Origin of the sequence: Salinicola halophilus (genome assembly GCF_003206155.1) — a bacterium.
GTDB lineage: Bacteria > Pseudomonadota > Gammaproteobacteria > Pseudomonadales > Halomonadaceae > Salinicola > Salinicola halophilus.
The window spans coordinates 97,331-113,158 of record NZ_PZJV01000006.1 but is presented as its reverse complement, the minus strand read 5'-3'; the positions used below and the strand labels follow the sequence as shown (position 1 = coordinate 113,158).

Here is a 15,828-nt window from a genome sequence, read left to right as displayed (position 1 = left end):
TATGATCCGCGCCCGAACCCGCGCGAAAGGCAATTTTGTGGTCCGCGCCCGGCCCCGCGCGCAAGGCGTTTTTCATTCCGCGCCCGAAAGGCGCTTCGGTCCGCGCCGCTTTTGATGACCGCGCCTGGACCCGCAAGACGCGCGTTGTTTGACCCGCATCCGATCGCTCGAGGAAGCCGCCATGCAGATTCAGCTCAACGGCGAGCCGTACCGCCTGAACGCCGACTCGACGCTTGCCACGCTGATCGAGTCGCTGGGCCTCGCCGGCCGCCGCATCGCCATCGAGGTCAACGAAGAGATCGTGCCGCGCAGCCTTCATGCCGAGACCCCGCTTCATGCGGGCGATCGCGTGGAGGTCGTTCACGCCATCGGCGGTGGTTGAACGGCGTCGTCGACTGCCGTGATCCATCGCTGCCTGCTGGGGGAGTCTTCCATGTCATCTGTATCCCACGATACGCCGCTGACCGTCGCCGGGCGGCCATTCGCCTCACGCCTGCTCGTCGGGACCGGCAAGTATCGCGATTTCGACGAGACCGCCGCCGCCATCGAGGCGAGCGGCGCGGACGTCGTCACCTTTGCCGTGCGCCGCACCAACCTCGGTCAGAACCCGGACGAGGCCAATCTGCTCGATGCGATCTCGCCGTCGCGCTATACGCTGCTGCCCAACACGGCCGGCTGCTACACCGCCAAGGATGCCGTGCGGACCTGTCGGCTGGCACGGGAGCTGCTCGACGGTCACAACCTGGTCAAGCTCGAGGTGCTCGGCGACGACAAGACGCTCTATCCCAACGTCATCGAGACGCTGGCGGCGGCCGAGACCCTGGTCAACGACGGCTTCGACGTCATGGTCTACACCAGTGACGACCCGATCGTCGCCAAGGAGCTCGAGCGTCGCGGCTGCTGTGCGGTAATGCCGCTGGGCTCGCTGATCGGCTCCGGCCACGGCCTGCTCAACCCGGCCACGCTCGCGCTGATTCTCGAGCAGGCCGAGGTGCCGGTGCTGGTGGATGCCGGGATCGGCACGGCGTCGGATGCCGCGCTGGCCATGGAGATGGGCTGCGACGGCGTGCTGATGAACTCCGCCATCGCTCACGCCAAGCAGCCGGCACTGATGGCGAGCGCCATGCGCAAGGCGATCGAAGCGGGGCGGGAAGCCTTTCTCGCCGAGCGCATGCCGCGCCGGGCGAGCGCCTCGGCCTCCTCCCCCTTCGCCGGGCGCATCAACGCCTGACGCGGTCGCCGCGACGGCGGCGACTTTCCCCTATCGACAAGAGCGCCACGCAGCCACCGCATGACTGACAATTCGACTCCCGACAATCGCCCCTCCCACGCCGATACCGACGAGCCCGCTACCGATGCCGAGCTTTCCCGGCCAGGGGCCGGCGAGACGCCGAGCGAGACCGCCGAGACGCCCCGGGTTCACCGTGGCATCAAGAGCTACGTGCTGCGCGCCGGTCGCATGACCGCCGCCCAGGAGCGTGGACTCAACGAGGTCTGGCCGCGCTGGGGACTGACCCTCGATCAGGGCCGGCAGGATCTCGAGACGCTCTTCGGTCGCCAGGCGCCCCGCGTGGTCGAGATCGGCTTCGGCATGGGCCAGTCGCTGATCGCCCAGGCCGAAGCGCATCCGGAAACCGACTTCATCGGCATCGAAGTGCACGCCCCGGGTGTCGGCAAGCTGCTCGACGAGGCCGACAAGCGCGGGCTGACCAATCTGCGTGTCTATCGCGAGGATGCGCTGGCGGTGCTGGCGGACTGCCTGCCCGAAGAGAGCATCGACACGCTGCAGCTCTTCTTCCCCGACCCCTGGCCGAAGAAGAAGCATCACAAGCGCCGAATCGTGCAGCTATCGTTCGTCGAGCAGGTCCGCACCCGCCTGAAACCGGGGGGAACGCTGCACATGGCGACCGACTGGGAGGCCTACGCCGAGCACATGGCGGAAGTCATGGCCGAGGCGCCGGGGTTTGCCAACACTGCGCCCGCCGAAACGGCACCGTTCGTCGAACGCCCCGCCTTCCGCCCGCTGACCAAGTTCGAGACCCGCGGCGAGAAGCTCGGCCACGGGGTGTGGGATCTGATCTTCCGCCGCGCCTGAGCGCGGCGTCGAGGGTAGAGCGACCTTCCCTCAGGGCGTGACCGCCTCCTGAATCTGATGGCGCGTCTCCGGGTTACGCGCGAGCAGGGAGGCCGCCACGCCCAGCAGTGCCAGGGCGATGCCGCCGATCTGGAGCATCGCCACCGGCTCGCCGAACATCCACATCGCCCACAGCAGCGTCACCGGCGGCGTCAGGAAGATCGCGCTGGAGACCGTCGTCAGGCCGACGCGGCGCAGACAGGCGGTGAAGAAGCCGTAGCCGCCGAAGCTCGAGAGCACTACCAGCCAGCCGAGTGTCTTCGTATCGGCGAGCGTCATGCCCGTCGGCCAGGTGAGATCGCCGCTCACGCCGGCGGCGGCGAGAAAGACGACGCTGGCCGCGGCGAGCTGCGAGGTGAGCGAAGGCGCCATGCCAAGCCCCGAGGGGTAGCGCGAGGCGAGCACGCTGCCGAGCGTCACGCTGACCACCGAGAGCAGCGGCAGCGCGTACGACCACGCCGAGGCGCCGCCGGCGCTGCGCCAGTCACCCACCACGCAGAGCGCGACGCCGCCGGCGGCAACCGCCAGCCCCGCCCAGCCCAACGTACCCAGTCGTTCGCGCAGCCAGAGCGTCGCGATGGCGGCCGCCAGCAGCGGCTGCTGCGCGGTGATCAGCGCCGTGGCGCCGGTACTCACGCCGGCATCCACCGCCAGCATCACGCCGAGCAGATAGCCGCCCATGGTGAGCGCCCCTACGCCCATTTCGAGACCCACGGCGTAGAGGCTCACGCCGCGAACGCGACACGCCAGGCACCACGCCAGCGCAATGGCGGTCGCCAGCAGAAAGCGCCAGGCGAACAGGTCGAGCGCCGCCATTGGTGCGTCGCTCGCCAGCCGGCTGCCAATGAAGCCCGAGCTCCAGCAGATCACGAAACCGACCATCAGACCGATGGTGGACGTTGAGATACGCATCTTGACTCTCCCTCTCGTTAGGGCTTGAGTCTGGTCCCGAGGCAGCGTTCAATAAATCGAATAAATGTTGATGAGGGGTTCAATATGATTGAAGGCGGCGCGACGCTGGATCTCGAGCTGCTCAGGACGTTCGAGGTGGTCGCTCAGTGCGGTTCGCTGGCGGCGGCGGCAGAGATTCGCCACCGCACGCTCAGCGCCATCAGCATGCAGATCAAACGGCTGGAGACGGAGCTCGAATCGCGTCTCTTCGAGCGCGGCCCGCGCGGCGTGACGTTGACGCCGAGCGGCGAACTCCTGCAGCGGGAGGCGCGGGAGCTGCTGCGTGTCCACGATACCCTGGTCAGCCGCTTCAACGGCGAGCGCCTGAGCGGACGCGTGCGCCTCGGTATTCCCGAGGACTACGCCCGCGAGCTGCTCGACGACACCCTGCCGCAGTTCATGGCGCGCTATCCCGGCGTGCTGCTGGATGTCACCACCGATACCAGCGGGCGTCTGGCTCGCGCCCTCAAGCGTCAGCAGGTCGATCTGGCCATCGTGCTCGATGGCGCCGAGGGCCTCGCCCACGGCGAGACGCTGTGGCATCCGGAGCCGGTATGGGCCGCGCCCAGCTACGGCGCACTGCATCTCGACCCCGTCCTGCCGCTGGCCGTGCATCCGGTGGAGTGTCCCTATCGTCAGCTGGCGATCGATGCGCTGGAAACCGCGCATCGACCGTGGCGTGCGCTTTTTACCAGCACCAGCATTCACGCCGTGGAGAAGGCGATCGAGGCGGGCATGGCGATCGGCGTGATCGACCGCGAGCGGCTGACCACCGCGATGCGCGCCCTCGGTGAGGCGGACGACATGCCGGCGCTTCGCCAGTGCACGGCGCGGCTGCACTTCGCCCGTGCCATCGAGGCGACCTCGCGCTCTGCCGTCGAAGCGCTGGCGACACTGCTGCGAGAGCGTCTGCACGGGCGGGGTCCCTGGCAGACCGACTCGCTGAGCGAGCGCCACGGCAACGGGCGTGGCGCAAAGGCCAATGGCTCGCGCCGGCCGGGCCAGTAGCTCTCCCGTTCGCGGTCACGCGCCGCGGCAATGGCGAGAGCGTCCCCGGCAGCGCGAGCGATCGTCGCGCGTTCCGACGCTGACCCGGCCCGCGAGTTTCGTAAAGGCAGGCAGAAGCGATAACGGCGAGCGGGACGCCAGAAGCGGAATGGCGAACGAAAAAAAGCCGCCCTGGGCAGGGCGGCACGAAGGACCGTGACTAGCTTGATGAGGAGATAACCATGGCAGGAACCTGACATTCGCTGCTGTGGTTAGCGGCGTTTGGCGACGCCACGGTTTAAAAGTAATCATTCTCATTTGGCATTGCAAGCGTAACGAGAATATTTTTTATTCGCATCTGGCTCGCGACTTCATGCCGTTCGCGAGCCTGCGGCTTTCGGCATGCTTCCCTCGTCCCTCACCCCACGCCCAACAGCGGCAACCACAGCGGTAGCGTCAGCCCGGCGAGCAGCGTCTGGCCGGTGATGATCGCCGCCATCAGCGAGGCATCACCGCCGAGCTGACGCGCCAGAATGTACGCCGAGGTCGCGGTGGGCAGCGCGGCGAAGAGCAGCGCCACGTCTCGATTCACGCCCTCCAGGCCGACGAGGCCTGCGAGTCCCACGGCGATCAGTGGCGTCGCCAGTAGCTTGAGCGCGCTCGACAGCCAGAAGGCGCGGCCCGCGCGCAGTAGCGCTTGGGGGCGGAGTGCGACGCCCACCGCCACCAGCCCCAGCGGCAGGGCGGCGCCGCCGAGCAGGTCGAGCGCCGCCTCGCTCCAGCCCGGCAATCCCAGACCGGTGGCGTTGAGCGCCACGCCGATCAAGCAGGCGAGTATCAGCGGGTTGCGCCCCAGCGCCAGCGCGCTTTGACCGAGACTCGCGCGGCCCAGCGTGCCGGAGGCGATGAACGCGAGCACGCAGAGCACGTTGGCCAGCGGCACCATCAGCGCCACCGCCACGGCGGCCACGGTCGCCCCCGCCTGACCGTGGAGGGCTGTGGCACCTGCGACGCCGACGTAGGTATTGAAACGGGCGGTACCCTGAAAGACCGAAGTGAACGCCGGCGCCTCCAGCGCCAGGGGTTTCCGCCACAGCCACAGCCCGACGGAGAGTGTCAGCATGCCACCGAGCACGACGGCGGCCAGCGCGAATACCGGTACCCGATGGACCTCGGCCTCGGCGAGCGTGGAGACCAGCATGGCGGGAAACAGCAAGTAGTAAACGAAGCGTTCGAGCCGCGGCCAGAAATCGCCGCCGGGAAAACGTGCCCACCCGAAGGCGGCTCCGAGTAGAATCAGCAGGAAAAGAGGCCCGAGAGCGTGGGCGACATCGGTCATGGCGCGTCCTGAAAAGGCACATCGGCGGCCGGCGTGAAGCGCTGCGTGACCGACGTCGCCGGTACCGCGCTCGATGGCGGGAATCTTGAGTTTACCGGCAAATCTTCAACGCCTGGAGTCTTCGAAAGTCCATGCTTGCCCACGAAGAGGAAACCCATCGCCCGCGCATGCTCAACCTGTTGATCGGGGTGACGCTGGCGACGATCGTGATCGCCCTCTGGTATCTGCTCGACTACTACCTGCGCGACACCACCACCGACGTGACCTGGTATCCGCCGGCGCAAGGGTGCCAGCGTCTCCAGACTGCCACCGGCTGCAGCGCCGGACTGGGGCTGGGAGCGGCGCTGTCGTTCTCGCTGCGCGAAGCGGGTGACGCGAACGCGCTGGTGTTCGAGGTCGACGTCAGTGGGGTCGAACCGAAGGCCGTCAGTGTCGAGTTCATCGGTCGCGACGCCAATGTCCATTCGCGGCGCTTCGCACTCGCTCGCCAGGGCGACGGTACTTACGTCGGCCACGGCGATCTCGGCGTCTGCAGCGATCACATCGACGTCTGGCGTGCGCAGGTATCGGTTGAGAGCGCCGATTGGCGGCGGGGAAGCTGGTTCGACTTCGATACCGATTCGCTGAATCGGGCGAAGCAGCGCCGAGAGGCGCGTCAGAGCGTATCGGCGCGCTGTCTCTGGATTGCCAGCTGAGGATGCGTCTGCCGCGACGTTCCTCCGTCGCCCGACACGAAAACGCCGACCCGAGGGTCGGCGTTCGCGGCTTCGTCACACTGGCCGGCGCGATCAGTCGTCGCTGTCGCTGTCGTCGTTCTGATCCGGATTCACCGCGAGCAGCTCGACCTTGAACTGCAGCGCCTGGTTCGGGCCGATCGGACCATTGGGGCCGGTACCGGCAGCGCCGTAGGCGAGATCCGACGGAATCGTGACGCGCCAGGTGTCGCCGACTTCCATCATTTCCAGCGCTTCCTGCCAGCCCGGAATCACCTGGCCGACTTTGAACGAGGTCGGCTCGCCGCGCTCGTAGGAGCTGTCGAAGACGGTGCCGTCCGGCAGCGTACCTTCATAGTTGACCTTGACCGTGTCGTCCTGGCTCGGCGATTCGCCGTCGCCGGACTCGAGCTCTTCGTACTGCAGCCCGGAGTCGGTGGTCTCGACGCCGTCCTTCTTGGCGTTCTCGGCCAGGAAGTCCTCGCTCGCCTTGCGGTTCTCCTCGGCGAGCTCCTTCTGCTCGGCGGCGAGCTCGGCCTGCTGCTGGCGCTGATACTGCTCGAGGGTGGCGGCGATCGCCTCCTTGTTCATCTGCAGGTCGTTGTCGTCATAGACATCGCGCAGGGCGGCGGCGAAGGCGTCGACGTCGAGCTCTTCGAAATCCTGCGCCATGCCCTGGCCCAGTGTCGCGCCGAGGCTGTAGCTGAGCTTTGCCTGATCGCTGTCGAGATCGGTGCTGTCCTGCGCCAGGGCGGCCAGCGGCAGGGTGACGAGGCTGCCGAGAGCGACGGCGGTTACCAAACGTTTCATGCGAATTCCTTGCGTTGAAGAGAAACCGATGTCGGCAATGTCGCGAAAAAGCGCCGAGAAAAAGCGTAAAACATCGGTGGGATCACGGGTCTAGGACTCTAGCAAGGCCTGCTGGGTTCCGCATCCGACGATTTTTCGAGCCATCGCGTCATCAGCTCGCGTAACGCGGGGTAAGCACGCGGATCGAGTTCGTCCAGGCACCGGCAGTTGTCGAGCGCCAGCGCGACCCCTGTCGATGTCGGCTGGGGCCAGGGCATCGACAGTGTTTCCAGCCGCCGCAGCGTCTCGCGTTCGGCCTCGAGTTCGGCGCGCTTGAGCGCCTGACGCAGCGCCTCGAGAGAGGGCGTAGCAGCGGTCAGGGGCTTCAACGCCCGGCGGCGCTCGCGCAGGGCCTGTGTCATGTCGGACTGCCAGTGGCGGATCGGTTCCAGCCGCACCGGCGCATCGTCGGCGACGGCGAGCCCGCGCTCGGCGAGCCAGGCGGCCCAGAGCAGCTCGCAGACATCCAGACCGTGGGTGTCCTGAAGGTCGAGACACAGCGCCTCGGCACCGGGCCGGGCGTAGCGCTCGAGGGCGAAGGACCAGAGGGAAGGCGAGGCGTGGGACATGCGGCTCCGGGAAGAACGGCGGCACCGGACTGAGCGGCGGTTCGCCACCGAGTCTCGAGCGCGGCGGGCTGTTAGACTGTGCGCCCCATTCGACGCGCCCTGGAGTCCGGCATGATCGCACTGCGCCAACTCACCCTGCAACGTGGCACCCGGCGGCTGATCGAGGACGCCGATCTGGTGCTTCACGAAGGCCACAAGGTGGGCATCGTCGGTGCCAACGGCGCCGGCAAATCGAGCCTGTTCTCCCTGCTGCGCGGCGAACTCGTCGCCGATGCCGGCAGCGTCGAGATCGCCGGCGGCAAGCGCATCGCCCATATGGCCCAGGAGGTCTCGGCGATCGACCGGCCACTGGCGGAGTTCGTGCTCGACGGCGACCACGCCCTGCGCGAGGCCGAGGCGGCGCTGGCGACGGCGCAGGAGACGGGCGATACCGATCGCGAGGCCGCACTGCATGGCCAGATCGATGCGCTCGACGGTTACACCGCGCGTGCTCGCGCCGAACAGCTGCTCGCCGGCCTCGGCTTCGGGCAGAGCGATCTCTACCGTCCGCTGGCGGACTTCTCCGGCGGCTGGCGCATGCGGGTGGGGCTGGCACGCACGCTGTTCACGCCATCGGAAATCCTGCTGCTCGACGAGCCCACCAACCACCTGGACCTCGACGCGCTGGTGTGGCTCGAGCAGTGGCTGGTGCGCTACCCCGGCACCTTGATGCTGATCTCCCACGACCGCGATTTTCTCGATGCGGTGTGCGATCACATTCTGCATATCGACCAGGCGCGGCTCACGCTCTACCGCGGTCACTACAGCGCTTTCGAGCGTGCCCGGGCCGAGCGCCAGGCGCAGCAGCAGGCAGAGTACGAGAAGCAGCAGGCGCGGCGCGCCGAGATCGAGCGTTTCGTCGATCGCTTCCGCGCCAAGGCGACCAAGGCACGCCAGGCCCAGAGCCGGCTGAAGATGCTCGAGCGCATGGAGACCATCGCCGCCGCCCGCGCCGACTCGCCGTTCCGCTTTCGTCTGCCCTGCGCCGACAAGACCTCGACGCCGCTGCTGTCGCTGGACCGGGCCGCGCTCGGTTACGGCGAGCGTCACATACTCGACAACGTGCGCGTGTCGATCTCGCCGGGAGAGCGCATCGGTTTGCTGGGGCCCAACGGCGCCGGCAAGTCCACCCTGATCAAGACGATGATCGGCGATCTTGCAACACGGGCCGGGGAGCGGGTGCCCGGCGAGAACCTCGTCGTGGGGTACTTCGCCCAGCACCAGCTCGAGCATCTCGACGTCACCGCCACGCCTTTCATGCACGTCCAGCGTCTCTCGCCGACGGCCAGCGATCAGGCGATTCGCGACTTTCTTGGCGGCTTCGGCTTTCGCGGCGACGATGTCTTCGGCAACGTGGGCCGTTTCTCCGGCGGCGAGAAGGCACGACTGGCGCTGTCGCTGGTGGCGTGGGAAAAGCCCAACCTGCTGCTGCTCGACGAGCCCACCAACCACCTCGATCTCGACATGCGTGAAGCGCTCGCCGAGGCGCTCGCCGAATACGAGGGAGCGGTGGTGATCGTCTCCCACGACCGCCACCTGCTGCGCTCGAGCGTGGATACCTTCTGGCGCGTCGCCGAAGGTCAGGTGGTGCCGTTCGACGGCGATCTCGACGACTACCACGCCTGGCTCAAGGAGCGCGAAACGTCGCTCAAGCGAGAGCGCCAGGCCGGCGAAGACAAGCCCGCGGTCGAGGGGGGCGATCGCAAGGCCGCCCGGCGCGCCGCCGCCGAGCTTCGAGAACAGACCAAGCCGCTGCGCAAGCGCCGCGATGCCGCCGAGAAATCGATGGAGAAGGCCCAGAAAGCGCTCGAGGCAGTCGAGGCAAAGCTCTCGGACTCGGCGATTTACGAAGCCGATCAGAAGGCCCGGCTGACAGAACTTCTACGCGAGCAGGGCGAGTGGAAGGCCCGTCTTGAAAGCGATGAACAGGCTTGGATGGAGGCCGAAGAGGCGCTGGAAGCGCTGGAAGCCGAGCTCACAGCCGCTTCCTGAGAGGCAGAGGCGGCGTCGGCGGAATTTGCCGGCGGCCGCTGTCGGGTGTCTACACTGATCGCGAAGCGCCGATGAGCCGATCGGTATCGAACCCCGCTCTCAGGAGGCGTCATGCCCTACGACACTCGCGACGACATTCCCGACAGTGCCCGCAAGGTGCTGCCGCCCCACGCCCGCACGATCTATCAGGAGGCCTTCAACAGCGCCTGGGAAGAGTACAAGGACGCCAAGGATCGTCGTGGCGACAGCTCCCGCGAGGAGACCGCTCATGCCGTCGCCTGGAAGGCCGTCGAATCGAAGTACAAGAAGGGCAGCGACGGCTACTGGCACCCGAAAGATTGAGTTACGAGCGCAGTCCATTACTGGTGAGTCTAGTCGGCGTAGATCATCTTCCTGGTCATCCCGCCGTCGACGCTCAAGTGCTGGCCGGTGATAAAGCCGGCCTTGTCACTGGCGAGAAAGACGATGGTGGCGGCCACGTCACCCGGTTCGCCAACCCGCCCCACCGGATGCTGCTCCCGGTCGACGTCACGATGCTCGGGGTGGGTACGGTTCGCGCGCTTCTGCCACGGCCCGGTCTCGATCCAGCCGGGGCAGATGGCATTGACGCGGACGTCCGGCCCCAGGCTCACCGCCAGGGCATGGGTCATCGAGAGCAGGCCACCCTTGGCGGCGGCGTAGGACTCGCAGTGCGGCTCGGACTGCAGCGCCCGCGTCGAGGCGATGTTGACGATCGCGCCCTGGCGCTTGCGCAGCCCCGGCACCGCAGCCCGGGTGCAGAGGAAGGTGCCGGTCAGGTGGCTCTCCTGCCAGAGCCGCCAGTTGTCGAGCGAGAGATCCTCGATGGGGCCGCACTCGGGGTCGGCGATGCCGGCGTTGTTGACCAGCAGATCGATCCCTTCGCTCTGATCGCCCTCGCGCTGCCAGCCGCCGATATGCTGGAACACCTCCTTGACCTGCGCTTCGTCGCTCACGTCCACCGCCATGGCGAACAGCGGCTGGTTGGGAAAGCGCTCGTCGAGCTCGGCGACCGCCTGCGGGTCACGGTCCAGCGCGGCGACCCGCCATCCCTCTTCGAGCAGCCGTTCCACCGTTGCGCAACCGATTCCCTGGGCGCCACCGGTAATGATGGCCAAAGGCATCGTCATCGTCGTCTCTTTCCTCTGTATGGCCTGAGGCCGTTATCGTAGCCGGCCGGGCCGGCCCTGTGGGGTGAAGCATCGGTCTGCTGTCGTCGACGCTGGCCAGGGTCGATCAGGTCTCGAGCAGAAAAGTGACCGGGCCATCGTTGACCAGGGCGACCTGCATGTCGGCGCCGAAGCGCCCGGTCGCGACCGGCGACCAGGCGGCGTCGGCTTCAGCGACCAGGTGCGCGAACAGGGCGCGACCGTGCTCGGGCGGCGCGGCGCGGGAGAAGCTCGGGCGCAGCCCCTTGTCGGTACCGGCGACCAGCGTGAACTGCGACACCAGCAGCAGCCCGCCCTCGGCCTGCTGCAGGTTGTGGTTCATGCGCCCGTCGGCGTCCGCGAACATTCGATAGTGCAGCAGCCTGTGCAGCAATTTGTCGGCGCGGGCGGCATCGTCATCGGCCTCGACGCCGATCAGCGCGAGCATGCCGTGGTCGATCCGGCCGACCACCGTGTCACCGACGGTGACCGACGCCTGGGTGACGCGTTGAACGAGCGCTCGCATGGTCGTGTCGTCTCTGTCGGGAAGTCTGGATCGAGGTGTCCGGGTCGAACCGTCTGGATCGAGAGGTTCGGGCCGGGACCCCCGAGGGAACGGTGCCAAGCCTAGCATGAGGGATCTGATTGAAAAGGCTGAGCGCCAGGTTTCGCCCGCCCCGACGCGGTGATCCGGTGGCAATGGTGACGGCGCTCTTGTTATAACAGAGGTCGCTTCGAGACGGATGGCCGGGACGACTATGTAGCGTATTCACCGTCTCGCGCTGCTCTCTTGTCGCGTCTTTTCCAGGTGAAGGAAAACATTCACGACAAGGACAACACGCATGGACTCAACCTCTCCAGCCCGGGGCGACCAGCGCCGTCCGAGGGGCCTGCTGGGCGCGCTGCTAGCGTTCGATCGGCTACTCGGCTTGCTCGAGCGCACCCTGATCGCGACGGCGATCCTGTTCATGGCGCTTTTGATGAGCGCCCACGTGGTCGGCAACATCCTTTTCAATCAGGGCATCGCCGGCACCTACGAAATCACCGAAATGCTGATCGTGCTGATCACCTTCGTGGGTGTTGGCTACGCGGCGCGGCATGCGCGTCACATCAGCATGTCCGCCTTCTACGACCAGCTGAAGGGACGCGCGCGCAAGGCGCTCTTGATCGTGATCTCGCTGGGAACGGCGCTTCTGATGTTCTACTTCTGCTACAAGTCCATCGAGTACGTGATGGCGCTTCATGATCGCGGGCGCACCAGCGCCTCGCTGCAGATTCCTTTCTGGATCGTCTATCTTGCCCTGCCGGTGGGTTTCGCGCTGGCCGGCATCCAGTACGTTCTGACCGCCGTGCGCAATATGCTCAGCCCCGGCGTCTGGCGTTCGCTGACAGAGGAAGAGACCTACGACGAGGTCGCGATCGCGGTGGAAGACGACGACGAAGAGACCGGCCGGGGGCACTGAAACGTGGTGCTTTACGCAACACAACGACAACAAGGACGATTCTCATGCTGCTAGGTCTTGGCCTGATCATGCTGGTGCTGCTGCTGCTGGGCTTTCCCATGATGGTGCCGCTGGCGGCCGGCACGCTCTACATGATGTTCACCGGGATGACGTTCTTCGGCCCCGACCAGGCCGTGAGCTGGATGATCAGCGGGGTGGGGAGCTGGGTGCTGGCGGCCGTGCCGATGTTCATCTTCGCCGCGGACATTCTGACCAAGGGCCACACCGCCAACCGCCTGCTGGACGTGGTCGATGCCTTCACGCGTCACCTGCGCGGCGGACTGCCGATCACTACGGCGGCCTCGTGTGCGCTGTTCGGCGCGGTTTCCGGGTCGACCCAGGCGACCGTGGTGGCGATGGGCGGGCCGATGCGCCCACGGCTGCTCAAGAAGGGCTACTCCGACGCCTTTACGCTGGCGCTGATCATCAACGCCAGCGACGTGGCCCTGCTGATTCCGCCGAGCATCGGTTTCATCATCTACGGCGTGGCAATGCAGACCTCCATCGGGGATCTGTTTCTCGCCGGCATCCTGCCCGGGGTGCTGATCCTGGTGATGTTCGCGATCTACTGCTGGATCGACTCGCGGATCAAGGGCATCGAGCCAGAAGCCAAGGCGACCTGGAAGGAGCGTGGGCAGGCGATCCGTCGCGTGATCCTGCCGCTCGGCTTCCCGATCCTGGTGGTGGGCGGTATCTACGGCGGCTTTTTCAGCGCCGTCGAGGCCTCGGCGGTGGCGGTGGCCTACGCGCTGCTGCTGGAAGTGGTGATCTATCGTCAGGTGACGATTCGCGACCTTGGCGGTCTTGCGCTCTCCACCGGCTTGATCACGGCGGTGGTGTTCATTCTGGTGGCGATCGGCGCGGCGTTCTCCCAGGCGCTGGGGACGGCGGGGGTGCCCAATCAGATCCTCGGGCCATTGATCGAGGCCATCGGCGACAATCAGTTCCTGGCGCTGCTGCTGATCGCGGCGGCGTTCTTCGTCGGCTGCATGTTCGTCGATCCGATCGTGGTGATTCTGATCCTGGTGCCCATCTTCAAGCCGCTGGTGCAGTCCACTGGGCTCGATCCGATCCACGTCGGGGTCATCGTCACGCTCCAGGCAGCGATCGGCTCCGCCACGCCGCCGTTCGGTTGCGACATTTTTACCGCCATCGCGGTCTTTCGACGCCCCTACATCGAGGTGATCAAGGGCACGCCGCCGTTCATCTTCATTCTGCTGCTGGCGACCCTGATCCTGATCCTCTTCCCGCAGATCTCGCTGTTGCTGCCCTCGCTCGGCGGGGAGTGAGGTGCACCGCTCGGCGAGAGCGGGCAAAAAAACCCGGAAGCGCAATGCTTCCGGGTTCTCGTGGGCGGCAGCCCTAGAAGTCACTGCGACGTTTAGGAGTCGCTGTCATCACCGGTCTCGGAGCCGCGCGACTTGACCTCTTTGAGGACGATGTCGAGCGCTTCGCCGCCGCGCTCGCCGACCAGGTTGACGAAATCGTCACGCACCGGGCGCGCCAGATCGCGGAAACGCCCGCGCTGCTCTTCGTCGAGACGAATCACTTCGATGTCGCTGTTCTCTTCGATGGTCGCCAGGCGCTCTTCGTTGAGCTGGCTCTGAATCTCGTCGCCTTTCTCCACCATCTCGTCGATGGTCGAGTCGAGCATTTCGCGCTGATCGTCGGAGAGGCCGTCATACCACTCTTCGTTGGCGATCAGGTTGGCGATGAACTGCGACTGCTCGGCGAAGATCATGTAGTCCTGAACTTCGTAGAAGCCCATGTTCTCGTGAGCAAAGACCGGCTGGATGTTGCCCTCGGCCTGCCCCTGCTGCAGCGCGCTGTAGAGCTCACCGTAAGCGATGGTGATCGGCGCGGCGCCGTAGGCCTGATAGGTGGAGCGCAGCAGGCTGTTGTCCATGACGCGGATCTGCAGGCCTTCCATGTCCTCCGGGGTCTCGATCGCCTTGTTGGCGGTCCACACCTGGTAGCCCTCGGGGAGGGCGGCCAGCGGTACCAGATCGCGCTCGCGGAACGATTGCTGCCAGGCATCGCTCTTCATGAAGGCGTCGGAGTTGAGAATCTCCGCCGTCTCCCGCTGATCGTTGGGCATGACGTAGTTCAAACTCATCAGCTGGCTTTCGGGAACCGTGCCGCCGAGAAAGCCGGAGCCGAAGGAGAGCGGGATCGCGCCGCTCTGAATCGCGTCATAGAGGGTCGAATAGCTCGAACCCCAGACGCCATAGGGGAGCACTTCGACGGTGGTGTCGCCGTCGCTCTTCTCTTCGATGAGCTGTTTGAACGCCATGGCGTACTCGTACTGTACGCTGCCCTCGGTCTCTTCCAGGCCGAAGCGCCAGGTGTCGGCAAGGGCGGTGGAAGCGGCACTCATCATGCCGAAAGCGAGAATGCCGGTCGCTACGTTGCGCGTCTTCATAGGGGTCCCTTTAGTCGTTGTTTACCCAGTTCAGAAGAGGATAGGAAGCGACATCTGTCAAATCGTGTGATCCAACGGTGACGCTTGGCTATCGTGTGGCATTCCACGCTATCACGGCCCGACCCGGCCTATTTCGAACGCGACACCGATCGCCGGTTCGGCGGCCCCTGGCAGGGTGACGCGCTGCGCCATGGGCAGGTCAGGACGTCGGCGAATCGCGCTGTATTAGGCTTGCCGCTGCACTGGTTCGCGACTGCATTGGCCTGCCGCTACCACCAGGCATGAAAGTGGTGGGGCGGCCCCTTGCCCTGGCCAACGTCGAGACGCTCACTGGCTTCCAGGGCAGCGTGCAGCCACTGCTTGGCGGCAACGATCGCCGGCTCCACGGCGGTCTCTCCCGGCGGCAGATGCGACAGCTGAGCGGCAATGGCCGAGGAGAGCGCACAGCCGGCGCCGTGCAGGTTCTTCGTGGTCAGTCGGGGCGCGTCCAGCCAGCGGGTGGTCTCCGGCGTCCAGAGTCGGTCCGGACAGCGCGCGAAGGGCAGATGCCCTCCCTTGAGTAGCCCGTAGGGCGCGCCGAGCGCGGCGAGTCGCGCGGTCATCGCTTCCATCCCGGCCAGATCATCAGGGACCGGCGCATCGAGCAGGGCTGCAGCCTCGGGCAGGTTAGGCGTGATCACGTCCGCCAGCGGAACGAGGATGTCGCGCACGGCACGCAATCCTTCGTCATCCACCAGCCGGTCGCCGCTCTTGGCCACCATGACGGGATCGAGCACGATCCAGCGCGGGCGGCGGCGTTGGAGGCATTCACGAATCGTCTCGGCGACCTCGCGGCTGGCCACCATGCCGATCTTGACCGCGTCGAGCTTGACGTCGTCGAGCAGGTGGTCGAGCTGGATCGCGATCATCTTGGCGGAAACCGGTTCCACCGCGCGCACCCCCTGGGTGCTCTGGGCGATGACGGCGGTGATGACGTTGGTGGCGTAGACCCCGAGCGCCGAGAAGGTCTTGATATCGGCCTGTAGTCCGGCCCCGCCAGAGGGATCGGAGCCGGCGATGGTCAGTGCCTTGGGGGGACGGTGAGGTCCATTCGAAGATTGGGAGATCGGCATGGTTTCGACATTGCAAGCGAGAACAGAGCGACTAGCCTAAAACAAGGTGCCGG

The 15,828-nt window shown here is 66.2% G+C and carries 17 protein-coding genes; 9 read left to right on the top strand and 8 right to left on the bottom strand.

Annotated elements, in window-relative coordinates; genetic code table 11:
* The first annotated feature begins 181 nt into the window (after nt 1-181).
* Genes thiS through trmB form a run of 3 tightly spaced genes read left to right on the top strand, consistent with a single transcriptional unit; the run spans nt 182 to nt 2,095 of the window.
* Nucleotides 182-382, top strand: coding sequence for a sulfur carrier protein ThiS (thiS, locus tag DOM33_RS12430; protein ID WP_110669447.1), 201 nt, complete (start codon nt 182-184; stop codon nt 380-382).
* A gap of 51 nt (nt 383-433) precedes the next feature.
* Complete coding sequence (locus DOM33_RS12425; protein WP_110669445.1) at nt 434-1,231, top strand: thiazole synthase; 798 nt, start codon at nt 434-436, stop codon at nt 1,229-1,231.
* 60 nt (nt 1,232-1,291) lie between these two features.
* Nucleotides 1,292-2,095, top strand: coding sequence for a tRNA (guanosine(46)-N7)-methyltransferase TrmB (gene trmB, locus DOM33_RS12420; protein WP_110669444.1), 804 nt, complete (start codon nt 1,292-1,294; stop codon nt 2,093-2,095).
* A 30-nt stretch (nt 2,096-2,125) separates the two neighbouring features.
* Here the strand turns inward: trmB and DOM33_RS12415 are convergent, their stop codons facing one another.
* Nucleotides 2,126-3,046 carry a DMT family transporter gene (locus tag DOM33_RS12415; protein ID WP_110669442.1) on the bottom strand — a complete coding sequence of 307 codons (921 nt, stop codon included), beginning with the start codon at nt 3,044-3,046 and terminating at the stop codon, nt 2,126-2,128.
* A gap of 84 nt (nt 3,047-3,130) precedes the next feature.
* Between DOM33_RS12415 and DOM33_RS12410 the strand changes: the two genes are divergently transcribed.
* Nucleotides 3,131-4,093 carry a LysR substrate-binding domain-containing protein gene (locus DOM33_RS12410; RefSeq protein WP_110669440.1) on the top strand — a complete coding sequence of 321 codons (963 nt, stop codon included), beginning with the start codon at nt 3,131-3,133 and terminating at the stop codon, nt 4,091-4,093.
* Nucleotides 4,094-4,490: 397 nt separating this feature from the next.
* Here DOM33_RS12410 and DOM33_RS12405 read toward each other — a convergent pair whose 3' ends face one another.
* On the bottom strand, nt 4,491-5,411 hold the full coding sequence (locus DOM33_RS12405; RefSeq protein WP_110669438.1) for an AEC family transporter: 921 nt from the start codon (nt 5,409-5,411) through the stop codon (nt 4,491-4,493).
* 131 nt (nt 5,412-5,542) lie between these two features.
* On the opposite strand from DOM33_RS12405, the gene DOM33_RS12400 reads away from it, so the two are divergent.
* A complete protein-coding gene (locus DOM33_RS12400; protein WP_110669436.1) occupies nt 5,543-6,106 on the top strand; it encodes a hypothetical protein in 564 nt (187 codons plus the stop codon).
* Between the two features lie 93 nt (nt 6,107-6,199).
* On the opposite strand, the gene DOM33_RS12395 is transcribed toward DOM33_RS12400, so the two are convergent.
* On the bottom strand, nt 6,200-6,934 hold the full coding sequence (locus DOM33_RS12395; RefSeq protein WP_110669434.1) for a BamJ family beta-barrel-assembly machinery protein: 735 nt from the start codon (nt 6,932-6,934) through the stop codon (nt 6,200-6,202).
* A 98-nt stretch (nt 6,935-7,032) separates the two neighbouring features.
* Entirely contained in the window at nt 7,033-7,542 is a 510-nt protein-coding gene (locus DOM33_RS12390) for a TIGR02444 family protein (RefSeq protein WP_110669432.1), read from the bottom strand.
* Nucleotides 7,543-7,653: 111 nt separating this feature from the next.
* Between DOM33_RS12390 and DOM33_RS12385 the strand changes: the two genes are divergently transcribed.
* Both DOM33_RS12385 and chaB read left to right on the top strand, forming a co-directional pair.
* Nucleotides 7,654-9,573 (top strand): ATP-binding cassette domain-containing protein, encoded by a 1,920-nt coding sequence (locus tag DOM33_RS12385; RefSeq protein ID WP_110669431.1) that lies wholly within the window; start codon nt 7,654-7,656, stop codon nt 9,571-9,573.
* Between the two features lie 111 nt (nt 9,574-9,684).
* Nucleotides 9,685-9,915, top strand: a complete 231-nt coding sequence (chaB, locus tag DOM33_RS12380; protein ID WP_110669429.1) for a putative cation transport regulator ChaB — start codon at nt 9,685-9,687, stop codon at nt 9,913-9,915.
* Between the two features lie 29 nt (nt 9,916-9,944).
* On the opposite strand, the gene DOM33_RS12375 is transcribed toward chaB, so the two are convergent.
* Together DOM33_RS12375 and dtd are read right to left on the bottom strand one after the other, a co-directional pair.
* Complete coding sequence (locus tag DOM33_RS12375) at nt 9,945-10,721, bottom strand: SDR family NAD(P)-dependent oxidoreductase (protein ID WP_110669427.1); 777 nt, start codon at nt 10,719-10,721, stop codon at nt 9,945-9,947.
* A 106-nt stretch (nt 10,722-10,827) separates the two neighbouring features.
* Nucleotides 10,828-11,265, bottom strand: a complete 438-nt coding sequence (dtd, locus tag DOM33_RS12370; protein WP_110669426.1) for a D-aminoacyl-tRNA deacylase — start codon at nt 11,263-11,265, stop codon at nt 10,828-10,830.
* Between the two features lie 316 nt (nt 11,266-11,581).
* Between dtd and DOM33_RS12365 the strand changes: the two genes are divergently transcribed.
* The gene (locus tag DOM33_RS12365) at nt 11,582-12,202 is read left to right on the top strand and encodes a TRAP transporter small permease (protein ID WP_110669424.1); all 621 of its coding nucleotides are present in this window, start codon (nt 11,582-11,584) and stop codon (nt 12,200-12,202) included.
* Nucleotides 12,203-12,246: 44 nt separating this feature from the next.
* Nucleotides 12,247-13,530: a TRAP transporter large permease gene (locus DOM33_RS12360; RefSeq protein WP_110669422.1), complete on the top strand. Its 1,284-nt coding sequence runs from the start codon at nt 12,247-12,249 to the stop codon at nt 13,528-13,530.
* A 92-nt stretch (nt 13,531-13,622) separates the two neighbouring features.
* Here DOM33_RS12360 and dctP read toward each other — a convergent pair whose 3' ends face one another.
* Both dctP and thiD read right to left on the bottom strand, forming a co-directional pair.
* On the bottom strand, nt 13,623-14,663 hold the full coding sequence (gene dctP / locus DOM33_RS12355) for a TRAP transporter substrate-binding protein DctP (protein WP_110669420.1): 1,041 nt from the start codon (nt 14,661-14,663) through the stop codon (nt 13,623-13,625).
* Nucleotides 14,664-14,932: 269 nt separating this feature from the next.
* Nucleotides 14,933-15,775, bottom strand: coding sequence for a bifunctional hydroxymethylpyrimidine kinase/phosphomethylpyrimidine kinase (thiD, locus tag DOM33_RS12350; protein WP_110669418.1), 843 nt, complete (start codon nt 15,773-15,775; stop codon nt 14,933-14,935).
* Nucleotides 15,776-15,828 lie beyond the last annotated feature (53 nt).